This is a genomic window from Mesocryomonas lacus (assembly GCF_055730105.2).
The window spans coordinates 595,986-608,223 of sequence record NZ_JBUZWF020000001.1 but is presented as its reverse complement, the minus strand read 5'-3'; the positions used below and the strand labels follow the sequence as shown (position 1 = coordinate 608,223).

The window sequence follows — 12,238 nt, the reverse complement described above, 5'->3', positions numbered from 1 at the left end:
TGCGCCTTGCTCGTGAGGGAGCAAGGCACCTCTTCTCAAAATCGGTAATTTCAAGGATGCACTTGCTCGCCGGGAAACTTCCGTAGCCTTCTACACCTCGTTGTCCGTGGAGAATTGCTGCCGAACATCCGGTGCGTAAGCTCGTATATAATACCAAGCTGAAGGTAGCAGCGAACTTTTGCGATATGCGACGGCGTAAGCGCCTGCATGAAGATAGCGAGGGTGTACGATCTCGTACCGGACCACTAACGAGTCAGGTAAGGCGCAGTGATTTTGTGGGGTGTTATGTGGAGCGCCGACGGCGGCGGTTAAAATCTATGAATACTTTCATAGGCTTATCCTAAGATCTGGCGGAGAGAGGGGGATTCGAACCCCCGTTACGCTTTCACGTAAACACACTTTCCAGGCGTGCGCCTTCAACCACTCGGCCACCTCTCCATCCCCGTTCCGTCGGCGCGGGCGCCAGGCGGGTCGGGGGCTCGCGGGCTTCGAAGAAACCGGCGAGTCGGTTGGGGGCGACTTATAGCGAGAACCCCCTTCTGTTCAAGGGGCTTTCGGTGATGGCGCGTGCTGCCGCGGTTCCGGGTGGCGGCGCAGCGCTGGATCGGCGGGCAATTCCGCTCTAGAAGGGCGCGGGCTACGGCGCGGGAAGCGCGGCGCGTTCGCCTATCAGGGGAGGCCGCATGATCCGATTTCTGTTTCGCCTCGCCGGCCAGATCGTCCTCGCCGTGGGCCTGGTCTTCGCGGTCGCCGACATCGCCCGCTCGCTCGCCAACGATGCGCTGAGCCTGACCACGCTGGCGGAAGCGGCGGCGGCCTTGCGCCTGCCGCTCGCACCGGCGGAGGGCGATGCGAGCGTGCTCGACGTGATCGCGCTGGTTTCAGTCTGGCCGGCGGCGCTGGTGCTGGCGGTGCTGGCCTTCGTGCTGATGTTTTTCGGTCGCCGGCCCGGCCCGGTCCGCGGCCGGCCGCCCCGGCGCTGATCGCGCTCGCAAGCCGGGCTGGGAGCCGGGCGGCCGGAGTGGCCCAGCGCGGCCGGCGGCAAACCCCGTGGAGCGTCGTCCCGCGGCGCAGAAAGAGCGTGAAACTTCACCCCGCGCATGCCAGTCTCGCGCCTTGAAGGCCGGGATTGAGGGCGATCCCGCCGGCTCAACGGGGCGGCGCCGCTGCCCATCGCAAGGATCTGGAGCGAGATGAAAAACTTTGTGGCGGGCCTTCTGGCTGCGACCGTCCTGACCGCGAGCCTGCCGACGGCCGAGGCGGCTGAGATCAGCCCGGCCGTGGTCTATGACATGGGCGGAAAGTTCGACAAGTCGTTCAACGAGGCCGGCTACACCGGCGCCGAGAAATACAAGAAGGACAAAGGCACCGAATACCGCGACTTCGAGATCCAGAACGATTCGCAGCGCGAGCAGGCGCTGCGTCGCTTCGCCCAGCGCGGTGCCTCGCCGATCGTCGGCATCGGCTTCAGCCAGGCCGCGGCGATCGAGAAGGTCGCCAAGGAGTTTCCGGAGACGAAGTTCGTCATCATCGATTCCGTCGTCGACCTGCCCAATGTGCGCTCGGTGCTGTTCTCCGAGGAGCAAGGCTCCTATCTCGTCGGCATCCTCGCCGGCATGAAGTCGGCGACCGGCACGGTCGGCTTCGTCGGCGGCATGGACATCCCGCTGATCCGCACCTTCGCCTGCGGCTATGTTGGTGGCGTGAAGGCCGCCAAGGCCGACGCCAAGGTGCTGCAGAACATGACGGGCACGACCGGCTCCGCCTGGAACGATCCGGTGCGCGGCGGCGAGCTCGCGAAATCGCAGATCGACCAAGGCGCCGACGTGATCTTCCATGCCGCCGGCGGCACCGGCATCGGCGTGCTGCAGGCCGCCAGCGACGCTGGCAAGTTCGGCATCGGCGTCGATTCCAACCAGAATGCCCTCCATCCCGGCCATGTCCTGACCTCGATGGTCAAGCGCGTCGACAACGCCGTCTACAAGGCCTTCGACGATGCGGCGAACGACAAGTTCACCGCGGGCGCGGTGACGCTCGGCCTCGCCGATGACGGCGTCGGCTATTCGCTCGACAAGGACAACGAGGCGCTGATCACGCCGGAAATGAAGGCCGCGGTCGAGAAGGCAAAGGCCGACATCGTCGCCGGCACGGTGAAGGTTCACAACTACAATTCGGACAGCGCCTGCCCGTATTGAGGTGAGCTGACTTCCCCTTGAGGGAGAGATGCTGGCACGCAGAGGGGGGGCGAGATCTGCTCCCCCGACGTGGCGGCAGCGCCTCAAGCGGGAAGCCGCCCCGCCCGACGTCGCCCCCTCTGGCCTGCCGGCGATCTCCCCCTCGGGTGGGGAGATGGCCCCGTCTTCAGTAATGCGGCGGCTTGGTCTGCTCGGGGGCGGGGGCCATGTCCTCCAGTGCCTGGAAGCGGTCGCCGAGACTGCGGGCCGCCTTCAGCAGGCGATCGATCGCCTCGCCCTGGCGCTGGACCTCGGCCGAAAGATCGTCGATCACCTGCTGCTGGTGGGCGAGCGTCATCTCCAGCGCATCGATGCGGTCGGTGTCGGTCATGGCATGTCCCCGTCGGTCTCGGCGCACTGAAGGCTGCCGGCGCGCCGGCCCAAGATCACGAAGCGGCCGGTCTTGTCGAGGCCGTTCCCTGGTGGATGCCGGCCGGCCGGCGGCGCGGGGAGGCTGGCCTTCCGGCGGCGGGCCCCTTAAACTTCGCCGGCACAAGGGAGCAGGCATGGCGGCCATCGAACTCATCGGGATCGGCAAAAGTTTTGGCGCGGTGCGTGCCAATCACGACATCTGCCTGACGGTCGAGAAGGGTTCGATCCACGGCATCGTCGGCGAGAACGGCGCCGGCAAGTCGACGCTGATGTCGATCCTTTACGGCTTCTACCAGGCCGATGCCGGCGAAATCCGCGTTGGCGGCAAGCCCGTCGCCATCGCCGACACCTCAGCCGCCATCGCCGCCGGCATCGGCATGGTGCACCAGCACTTCATGCTGGTCGAAAATTTCACCGTGGTCGAGAATGTCATGCTCGGCGCCGAGCAGTCGCCTTTCCTGCGCGCCGGCATCGGCAAGGTGCGGGCCGAGCTGAAGCGGCTGGCGCGCGAGCACGCGCTCGACGTCGACCCCGATGCCGTGGTCGGCGAGCTGCCCGTCGGCCTGCAGCAGCGGGTGGAAATTTTGAAGAGCCTCTACCGGCGCGCCGACATCCTGATCCTCGACGAGCCGACGGGCGTCCTGACGCCGGCCGAGGCCGATCACCTCTTCGGCGTGCTGCGGCAGCTGCGCGACGAGGGCAAGACGATCATCCTCATCACCCACAAGCTGCGCGAGATCATGGATGTCACCGACACCGTCTCGGTGATGCGCCGCGGCGAGATGGTGGCGACGCGCCGGACGGCCGAAACCAACGTCGCCGAGCTCGCCGAGCTGATGGTCGGCCGCCGGGTGCTGCTGCGGGTCGACAAGGCGCCGGCGACCCCGGGCCCCGTCAAGCTTGCCGTGCGCGGCCTCACGGTGCGGGACGGGCGCGGCGTCGCGATGGCGAAGGACATCTCGTTCGAGCTGCGGGCCGGCGAGATCGTCGGCATTGCCGGGGTCGCGGGCAATGGCCAGTCGGAGCTGCTCGAGGCGCTGGCCGGGATCCGCCGCGCCGAGGCGGGAGCGGTGACGCTGCTCGGCCGCGAGATCGACCCGGCGTCGGGCGCCGTCGATCCCGCCGAGATGCGGCGGATGGGCCTTGCCCACGTGCCGGAGGACCGCCACCACATGGGACTCGTGCTGGCATTCGAGGAGGCGGAGAACGCCATGCTCGGCTATCACGGCGATCCCCGCTTCAGCCGAAACGGCCTGCTCGATCTCGCCGCCATGCGCCGGGACGCGTCGGAGAAGATCGCGGCCTACGACATCCGACCCGCCGACTGCCGGGCGAAGACCGCGAATTTTTCCGGCGGCAACCAGCAGAAGATCGTGCTTGCCCGCGAGATGGAGCGCGACCCCGCGGTGCTGCTCATCGGCCAGCCGACGCGCGGCGTCGACGTCGGCGCCATCGAGTTCATCCACCGCCGCATCGTCGCCATGCGCGATGCCGGCAAGGCGATCCTCCTCGTCTCGGTCGAGCTCGACGAGATCCAGGCCCTCTCGGACCGCATCCTGGTGATGTTCGACGGGCGGATCGTCGGCGAATGCGCTGCGGGTGCGGCGGAGAACCAGCTCGGCCTGCTGATGGCCGGCATCGGGAGGGAAGTGGCGGCATGATGCGCGACGCCCGGATTTCGCTGGTGACGCTGGCGGTCGACGATCTCGACCGGGCGGCGCGCTTCTACGTCGCCCTCGGCTGGACGCGCACCAGCGCCGGCAATGACGGCGTCGTCTTCCTGCAAGGCGAGCGCATGGTGCTCTCGCTGTTCGGGCGGCGCGATCTTGCAGCCGATGTCGGCCTGTCGAGCCAAGGCGACGTGCCTTTCCCCAACACGGCGCTGGCGGTGAACTTTCCAAGCGAGGCCGATGTCGACCGGGTGTTCGAAGCCGCCACCGCGGCCGGGGCGCGGCCGATCAAGCCGCCGGAGCCGACCATCTGGGGCGGCTATTCCGGCTATTTCGCCGATCCCGACGGCCATCTCTGGGAACTGGCGCACAATCCCTTCTTCCGCCTGACCAAGAAAGGCCATCTTGACCTCGGCAAGCCGACGAGAGACAGCGGCGCCGAAGAAGCCGCCGCCGCGAAAGGCCTTGCATGAGCCGTCCCTATGCCAAGCTGCCGCCGCTGGTGGATTTCGGCCTGATTCCCTTGCTCAACGTCGTGCTCGCCTTCGCGGTCGCCGGCCTCGTGGTGCTGGCGGTGGGCGAGAGCCCGGTCGAGGCGGCCGAGCTGATGTGGCGCGGCGCCTTCGGCTACGGCGAGGGTATCGGCTTCACGCTCTACTACACCACCAATTTCATCTTCACCGGGCTTGCCGTCGCCGTCGCCTTCCACGCCGGCCTCTTCACCATCGGTGGGGAGGGCCAGGCCTATCTCGGAGGGCTCGGCGTCGCGGTCGTGGCGCTGAGCCTGGGAGACATCGCGCCTTGGTGGGTGACGCTGCCGGTCGCGGTGCTCTCGTCGGCCGCCTTCGGCGCGCTCTGGGCCTTTATGCCCGGCCTGCTGCAGGCAAGGCGCGGCGCGCACATCGTCATCACCACCATCATGTTCAACTTCATCGCCGCCAGCCTGATGAACTATCTGCTGGTCGGGCCGCTGAAGCTCGCGGGCTCGATGCAGCCGGCGACCCGCACCTTCGCCGAGGGCGGACAGGCGCCGAAGCTGACCGGCCTGTTCGAGATGATCGGCCTCGACCTCGGCGGCGCGCCGCTGAACGTCACCTTCCTCATCGCGCTCGTCGCCGCGCTCGCCGTCTGGGTGCTGATCTGGCGAACGCGGCTCGGCTACGAGCTGCGGACCCTCGGCCATTCGCCGAGCGCGGCGCGCTATGCCGGCATGTCGGAGACGCGGCTGATCCTCATCGCCATGACGCTGTCGGGGGCACTCGCCGGCATGATGGCGCTGAACCCGGTGATGGGCGACCAGGCGCGGCTGCAGATCGACTTTCCCGAGGGCGCCGGCTTCGTCGGCATCGCGGTGGCGCTGATGGGCCGCGGCCATCCCGCCGGCATCCTGCCCGCGGCGCTGCTCTTCGGCGTGCTCTACCAGGGTGGGGCGGAACTCGCCTTCGACATGCCGGCGATCTCGCGCGACATGATCGTCATCATCCAGGGTCTGGTGATCCTGTTCGCTGGCGCGCTGGAGAACATGATCCGGCCGGGTGTCGGCATCGCCTACGGCTTTCTGTCGCCGCGGGCGAAGACGCCGGCGGTCGCAGCCGGGGAGCGCGTGTGATGGATTTCGGCGTGATTCTCAACGTCGCCGATTCAGCGATCCGGCTGTCGACGCCGCTGCTCCTCGCCGCGCTCGCCGGGCTCTATTCCGAGCGGGCAGGGGTGTTCGACATCGGCCTCGAGGGCAAGATGCTGATTGCCGCCTTCGCGTCGGCGGTCGCGGCCGCGGCGACCGGTTCGGCACTGCTCGGCCTTGCCGCGGGCGTCGCTGCCGCCGTCGGCTTCGCGCTGGTGCATGGCTTGGCGTCGATCACCTACCGCGGCAACCAGATTGTCTCCGGCATGGCGCTGAACTTCGTCGCGATCGGGCTGACGGTGCTGCTTGGACAGAACTGGTACGGGCAAGGCGGGCGCACGCCCTCGCTGCCGGAAAGCGCGCGCTTCGGCGCGGTGACGCTGCCGGGGGCCGAGACGATCGGCACCATTCCGGTCCTGGGGCCGATCTACCAGACGCTGGTGTCGGGGCAGAACGTCCTCGTCTACGTCGCCTTCCTGATGGTGCCGCTGGCTTGGTGGGTGCTGTTTCGCACCCGTTTCGGCCTCCGGCTGAGGGCGGTCGGCGAGAACCCGGCGGCGGTCGACACGGCCGGCATCTCGGTCGCCTTCCTGCGCTACCGCGCGGTGATCGTCTGCGGCGTCCTGACGGGGCTCGCCGGGACCTATCTCGCGCTTGCGCAGTCGGCCGGATTCAACCGTGACATGACCGCCGGCAAGGGCTACATCGCGCTCGCCGCTTTGATCTTCGCGAAATGGCGGCCGGTGCCGGTGATGTTCGCATGCCTCCTTTTCGGCTTTCTCGACGCGGTGTCGATCCGCATCCAGGGCGTCGAGTTGCCGGTGGTCGGTCAGGTCTCGGTGCAGTTCGTCCAGGCGCTGCCCTACCTCCTGACCGTGGTGCTGCTCGCCGGCTTCGTCGGCAAGGCGGTGCCGCCGAAGGCCGGCGGCGTGCCCTATGTGAAGGAGCGGTAGTTCCGCCATCCGCACCGGCTTCGGCCCTACCGCAAAGGAAACGTGATGTCCGAAGACCTGTTCTCGCTGGCCCGTTCGGCCCTGCGAAAATCGCATGCACCCTATTCGAAGTTTCCGGTGGGTGCGGCGATCCGCACCCGCGACGGCCGGCTGTTTGCCGGCTGCAACGTCGAGGTGGTGAGCTTTCCCGAAGGCTGGTGCGCCGAGACCACGGCGATCGCCCAGATGGTGATGGACGGCGGCGGGCGCATCGCCGAGATCGCCGTGCTCGCCGAGAAGCTGGCGCTGTGCACGCCCTGCGGCGGCTGCCGCCAGCGCATCGCCGAGTTCGGGACGCCGGAGACCAAGGTGCATCTCTGCGACGAGACGGGCGTGCGCGAGACCATTTCGCTCGGCGAATTGTTCCCGCGCGGCTTTGCGGCGGAGAACCTGGGATGAGCGTCGACATCGAAGCGCTGAAGGCGAAGCTTGGCGGTCGCAAGGCGCGGATCGCCCTGATCCTCGGCTCCGGCCTTGGCGGGCTCGTCGGTGAACTCGAGGACCCGTTGGCGATCCCTTACGCCGAGATCCCGGGCTTCCCGCAAAGCGGCGTCAGCGGCCATTCCGGGGAGCTTGTGGCCGGGCGGCTAAACGGCGTCGACGTCCTCCTCCTGTCGGGCCGCGTGCACTACTACGAGAAGGGCGATGCCGCGGCGATGCGGCCGGCGCTGGAGGCCTTGAAGGCGCTGGGTGTCTCGATCCTCGTCCTCACCAATGCGGCGGGATCGCTGCGGTCCGAGATCCGCCCCGGGGCGGTCATGCTGATCGAAGACCACATCAACTTCTCCGGCGAGAACCCGCTGATCGGCGAGCCGACGGACGCGCGTTTCACCGGCATGACCGAGGCCTATCACGAGGACCTCCGCCGGGTGATGAAGGAAGCCGCCGTGGAAGTGGACGTGCCGCTGTCGGCGGGCGTCTACATGTGGTTCTCCGGCCCGTCCTTCGAGACGCCGGCCGAGGTCAACATGGCCCGCATCCTCGGCGCCGACGCCGTCGGCATGTCGACGGTGCCCGAGACGATCCTCGCCCGCTTCCTCGGCCTGAAGGTCGTGGCGGCCTCGGTCATCACCAATTACGGGGCCGGCATGACCGGCGCCGAGCTCTCGCATGCCGAGACCAAGGACGTGGCGCCGCGGGGCGGGGCGATCCTTGCCCGCATCCTCAAGGCGGCCCTGCCGCGGTTTCTCTGAGACCGGCGATGCTTCCTTGCTCACTTCTTGCCTGCCGCCTGAAGAAAGGCCTTTGCCGATGACCCGTCTCCCCCAGGAAATCATCCGCGAGAAGCGCGACGGCGGCACGCTCGCGGCCGAGGACATCAAGGCCTTCATCGCCGGTTTCGAGGGTGAGCGCGTCACCGAGGGACAGGTCGCGGCGTTCGCGATGGCGGTGTTCTTTAATGGCATGCAGAAGCACGAGACCGTGGCGCTGACCGAGGCGATGCGCGATTCCGGCGATACGCTGGACTGGTCGGGCTTCGACCGGCCGATCCTTGACAAGCATTCGACCGGCGGCGTCGGCGACAATGTCTCGCTGATGCTGGCGCCGATCGTCGCGGCCTGCGGCGGGGCGGTGCCGATGATCTCCGGCCGCGGCCTCGGCCATACCGGCGGCACGCTCGACAAGATGGAGTCCATCCCCGGTTATTCCGTCACCCCCGACAATGCGCTGTTCCGCAAGACGGTGGCCGAGGTCGGCTGCGCGGTGATCGGCCAGACCGGGCGCCTCGCCCCGGCCGACAAGCGCTTCTACGGCATCCGCGACGTTACCGCGACGGTGGAATCGATCCCGCTGATCACCGCCTCGATCCTGTCGAAGAAGCTGTCGGCGGGCTTGCAGGGCCTGGTGCTCGACGTGAAGTCCGGCTCAGGTGCCTTCATGGCGCGGGAGGAGGATGCGGCGGCGCTGGCGGCAAGCCTCGTCGAGGTCGCCAACGGCGCAGGCCTCAGGACCACCGCGCTCCTCACCGGCATGGACGAATCGCTCGCCTCCGCCGCCGGCAACGCCGTCGAGGTCGAGAACGCCGTGCGCTTCCTCACCGGCGACCGGCAGGACGCGCGGCTGCTCGATGTCACGCTGGCGCTCGCCGGCGAGATGCTGGCGCTCGGCGGCCTTGCGCCCGACGCCGGCGAGGGGCGGCGCAAGGCCGAGGCGGCGCTTGGCGATGGCCGGGCCGCGGAGGTGTTCGGGCGGATGGTCGCAGCGCTCGGCGGGCCCGCCGATTTCGTCGAGCGCTTCGGCGCCTACCTGCCGAAAGCCGAGATCATCCGCGACGTCGGCGCCGTGGCGGGCGGCTATGTCACGGCCGTCGATACGCGGGCGCTCGGCCTTGCCGTCGTCACCCTCGGCGGTGGCCGGACACGGCCGCAGGATTCGGTCGACCACGCGGTCGGGCTGACCGACCTCGTCGGCCTCGGCGCGCGGTTGATGCCGGGCGACCCGCTCTGCCGGATCCATGCGCGCTCGGCGGAGGCGGCGCAGGCTGCCGCGGATCGTATCCAGAAAGCGTATACAATCGCAGCGGACGCCGTCGCCGTCCGGCCGGCGGTGCTGACGCGCTTCGGCTAATCCGCGCCTACTGCACCAGGCTCAACTGATCCGACTGGACCTCGAAGCGTTTCAGCTTGGACAGGAAGCTCATGCCGAGCAGCGTCGTCGGCAGCCCGGTGCCGCGGGCGACCATGATGTCCACGTCGTCCACGGCGACATTGCCGATCTGGATCCGGTCGAGCCGGGCCAGCGCCACGGCGGTCTCGCCGTTCGCGGTCTGCGCCTTGTGTCGGTAGTCGGCGGCGGAAAGCTGGATGCCGAGCTGGCGGGCGGTGGCCTCGCTCATCGAGACATAGGTCGCCCCGGTATCGATCAGCACCGGCACCGGGCGTCCGTTCATCCGCGCCGCCGTGCGGAAGTGCCCGTCCGGATCGGCGTCGATGCGGGCGCGACCGGACAACAAGGGAGGGGCGTTTGGCCGGGCGGCGACCTCCACCACCGCGGGCGCCGCGGTGACCGCCTCCGCCCGCTGCTCGTCGGCCATCCGCTTCTGGTAGCGCTCAAAGGTCGAGGGAAACAGGAAACCCAGGACGGCGGCGCCCGCCATGAACACCACGACTTTCTGCATTCGATCTCAAGCTCCGCCCACGCTCCCCACGAGGAGCCATGGCCAAACCCTGTCACGCCTTTCATTAACGCTGCGCCGTGCGTCCGGCGGCGATTGCCGAAAGGGTTGCCGAGCGGTTAACGGCTATTTGGTGCCGTACATCCGGTCGCCGGCATCGCCGAGGCCCGGGACGATGTAGCCCTGCTCGTTGAGGTGGCTGTCGATCGAGGCGGTGTAGATGGCGATGTCGGGATGCGCCGCGCGGAAGCGCTCGATGCCCTCGGGGGCCGCCAGCAGACAGAGGAAGCGGATGTTCTTCGCGCCGCGCTCCTTCAGCCGGTCCATGGCAGCGATCGCCGAATTGCCGGTGGCGAGCATCGGGTCGACGACGATGACGAGACGGCTGGCAAGGTCTTCCGGCGCCTTAAAGTAGTATTCGACCGGCATCAGCGTCTCGTGGTCGCGGTAGACGCCGACATGGGCGACGCGGGCGGCCGGCACGAGGTCGAGCATGCCCTCGAGCAGGCCGTTGCCGGCGCGCAGGATCGAGGCGAAGACCAGTTTCTTGCCTTCCAGGACAGGCGAATCCATCGCCACCATCGGCGTTTCGATCCGCTTGGTGGTGAGGTCGAGATTGCGCGTCACCTCGTAGCAGAGCAGCGTCGAGATCTCGCGCAGCAGCCGGCGAAAGCTCGCCGTCGAGGTTTCCTTGTCGCGCATGATCGTCAGCTTGTGCTGGACCAGCGGGTGATCGATAACGGTAACGCCGTCCATGCCGCAAACCTTTCCTCGGAATTTCTCGGGCCGAACCTAGTCGGTGGAGGCGCGCGCGCCAAGCGCGGCGGCGCCCGCACACGGGCCTAGACCGCCAAACTCCACGCTTTTCGCGCCCTTCCTGCCGAACCTTCTAGAGAAAGCTCGTGCCGTGCGGCCCCGGCGGCAGTCCGAGATGGGCGGCCATGCTCTCGCCGATGTCGGCAAAGCTCTTGCGGTGGCCGATCCCGCGGGGGGCGACGCCCGGGCCGAAGCCGAGCACGGGCACGTTCTCACGGGTGTGGTCGGTGCCGGGCCAGGTCGGGTCGCAACCGTGGTCGGCGGTGACGAGGACGAGATCACCGGGGCGGAGGGTGGCGAAGAGCTCCGGCAGCCGGGCGTCGAAGGCCTCGAGCGCGGCAGCATAGCCGGCGACGTCGCGGCGGTGGCCGAACAGCGAGTCGAAGTCGACGAAGTTGGCGAAGACGAGGTCGCCGTCTTCAGCATCGTCCAGAGCGCCGAGAAGCGCATCGAACAATGCCATGTTGCCGTCACCCTTGCGGACCTCGCTGACGCCCTGGTGAGCGAAGATGTCGCCGATCTTGCCGATGGCGATCACGCGGCGGCCGGCCGCGACCGCCCGGTCGAGCAGCGTCGGCTCCGGCGGCGGCACGGAATAATCGCGCCGGTTGGCGGTCCGGCGGAAGTTTTCGGCCGTCTCGCCGGTGAAGGGGCGAGCGATGACCCGGCCGATATTCAGCGGGTCGACGTGTTTTCGCGCGCTTTCGCAGAGCGCGTAGAGCCGGTCCAGACCGAAATGCGTCTCGTGCGCGGCGATCTGCAGCACGCTGTCGGCCGAGGTGTAGACGATCGGCTTCCCCGTGCGGATGCTCTCCTCGCCGAGCTCCGCGATGATCTCGGTGCCCGAGGCATGGCGGTCGCCGAGGATGCCCGGAAGGTCGCCGTCGTCGATCAGCTGCTGGACGAGGGAGGCCGGAAAGGTCGGAATCGTCTGCGGGAAATAGCCCCAGTCGAAGGTGACGGGAACGCCGGCGATCTCCCAGTGGCCGGACGGCGTGTCCTTGCCGCGCGAGACCTCGCCGGCCGAGCCCCAGAGACCGCTCGGCGCGCCGCCTGCCGTCGGTGCCCCGGCGGCTTGGAAAAGCCCGAGCGTTACGAGGTGCGGCAAGGCGAGTGGACCTTGCCGCAGGCCGGGGCGATCGCCTCGGCCGGATGCGCAGGCTTGCGCGATATGGCCGAGCGTATCGGCGCCGACATCGCCATAGGCGGCGGCATCTGCCGCCCCTCCGATCCCGAAGGAATCCATCACGATGAGAACGGCACGGCCCACGACATCTTCTCCCACAGCGCGCCGAGGCTTCCGGCGCGGGCGGCCAGTCTACGACATCGGCGGGGGAGGGGGAATCGCGGATGCCGCATGGCTGCCTTGGCAGTCGTGTCGTTATCGGCCCCCGCGACGGCCCCGATGGGTTGAC

13 protein-coding genes and 1 tRNA gene are annotated in these 12,238 nt (G+C 68.3%); 9 read left to right on the top strand and 5 right to left on the bottom strand.

Annotation, left to right across the window (positions count from 1 at the left end):
• Positions 1-348: 348 nt before the first annotated feature.
• Positions 349-438 (bottom strand) — tRNA-Ser (locus ACZLZQ_RS02685).
• Between the two features lie 245 nt (positions 439-683).
• Between ACZLZQ_RS02685 and ACZLZQ_RS02680 the strand changes: the two genes are divergently transcribed.
• Positions 684-983, top strand: a complete 300-nt coding sequence (locus tag ACZLZQ_RS02680) for a hypothetical protein (RefSeq protein ID WP_472948004.1) — start codon at positions 684-686, stop codon at positions 981-983.
• 210 nt (positions 984-1,193) lie between these two features.
• Positions 1,194-2,195, top strand: coding sequence for a BMP family lipoprotein (locus tag ACZLZQ_RS02675; RefSeq protein WP_472948003.1), 1,002 nt, complete (start codon positions 1,194-1,196; stop codon positions 2,193-2,195).
• 166 nt (positions 2,196-2,361) lie between these two features.
• On the opposite strand, the gene ACZLZQ_RS02670 is transcribed toward ACZLZQ_RS02675, so the two are convergent.
• Complete coding sequence (locus ACZLZQ_RS02670; protein WP_472940339.1) at positions 2,362-2,565, bottom strand: SlyX family protein; 204 nt, start codon at positions 2,563-2,565, stop codon at positions 2,362-2,364.
• A gap of 175 nt (positions 2,566-2,740) precedes the next feature.
• Here ACZLZQ_RS02670 and ACZLZQ_RS02665 point away from each other — a divergent pair, with 175 nt between their 5' ends.
• Genes ACZLZQ_RS02665 through deoA form a run of 7 tightly spaced genes read left to right on the top strand, consistent with a single transcriptional unit; the run spans position 2,741 to position 9,460 of the window.
• Positions 2,741-4,267 (top strand): ABC transporter ATP-binding protein, encoded by a 1,527-nt coding sequence (locus ACZLZQ_RS02665; protein WP_472948002.1) that lies wholly within the window; start codon positions 2,741-2,743, stop codon positions 4,265-4,267.
• Positions 4,264-4,749 carry a VOC family protein gene (locus ACZLZQ_RS02660; RefSeq protein ID WP_472932099.1) on the top strand — a complete coding sequence of 162 codons (486 nt, stop codon included), beginning with the start codon at positions 4,264-4,266 and terminating at the stop codon, positions 4,747-4,749. Before ACZLZQ_RS02665 ends, ACZLZQ_RS02660 begins: the two co-directional genes overlap by 4 nt.
• Positions 4,746-5,885 carry an ABC transporter permease gene (locus ACZLZQ_RS02655; RefSeq protein ID WP_472948001.1) on the top strand — a complete coding sequence of 380 codons (1,140 nt, stop codon included), beginning with the start codon at positions 4,746-4,748 and terminating at the stop codon, positions 5,883-5,885. The genes ACZLZQ_RS02660 and ACZLZQ_RS02655 overlap by 4 nt, the downstream gene beginning before the upstream one ends.
• Positions 5,885-6,853 carry an ABC transporter permease gene (locus ACZLZQ_RS02650; RefSeq protein WP_472948000.1) on the top strand — a complete coding sequence of 323 codons (969 nt, stop codon included), beginning with the start codon at positions 5,885-5,887 and terminating at the stop codon, positions 6,851-6,853. Before ACZLZQ_RS02655 ends, ACZLZQ_RS02650 begins: the two co-directional genes overlap by 1 nt.
• Positions 6,854-6,898: 45 nt before the next feature.
• Positions 6,899-7,291 carry a cytidine deaminase gene (locus ACZLZQ_RS02645; protein WP_472947999.1) on the top strand — a complete coding sequence of 131 codons (393 nt, stop codon included), beginning with the start codon at positions 6,899-6,901 and terminating at the stop codon, positions 7,289-7,291.
• The gene (locus ACZLZQ_RS02640) at positions 7,288-8,085 is read left to right on the top strand and encodes a purine-nucleoside phosphorylase (protein WP_472947998.1); all 798 of its coding nucleotides are present in this window, start codon (positions 7,288-7,290) and stop codon (positions 8,083-8,085) included. The genes ACZLZQ_RS02645 and ACZLZQ_RS02640 overlap by 4 nt, the downstream gene beginning before the upstream one ends.
• 58 nt (positions 8,086-8,143) lie before the next feature.
• The gene (deoA, locus tag ACZLZQ_RS02635; protein WP_472947997.1) at positions 8,144-9,460 is read left to right on the top strand and encodes a thymidine phosphorylase; all 1,317 of its coding nucleotides are present in this window, start codon (positions 8,144-8,146) and stop codon (positions 9,458-9,460) included.
• Between the two features lie 7 nt (positions 9,461-9,467).
• On the opposite strand, the gene ACZLZQ_RS02630 is transcribed toward deoA, so the two are convergent.
• From ACZLZQ_RS02630 to ACZLZQ_RS02620, 3 genes are all read right to left on the bottom strand, one after another.
• Positions 9,468-10,010 (bottom strand): retropepsin-like aspartic protease family protein, encoded by a 543-nt coding sequence (locus ACZLZQ_RS02630; protein ID WP_472947996.1) that lies wholly within the window; start codon positions 10,008-10,010, stop codon positions 9,468-9,470.
• Between the two features lie 123 nt (positions 10,011-10,133).
• Positions 10,134-10,763: a uracil phosphoribosyltransferase gene (gene upp / locus ACZLZQ_RS02625; protein ID WP_472932106.1), complete on the bottom strand. Its 630-nt coding sequence runs from the start codon at positions 10,761-10,763 to the stop codon at positions 10,134-10,136.
• A gap of 133 nt (positions 10,764-10,896) precedes the next feature.
• Complete coding sequence (locus ACZLZQ_RS02620) at positions 10,897-12,093, bottom strand: phosphopentomutase (protein WP_472947995.1); 1,197 nt, start codon at positions 12,091-12,093, stop codon at positions 10,897-10,899.
• Positions 12,094-12,238 lie beyond the last annotated feature (145 nt).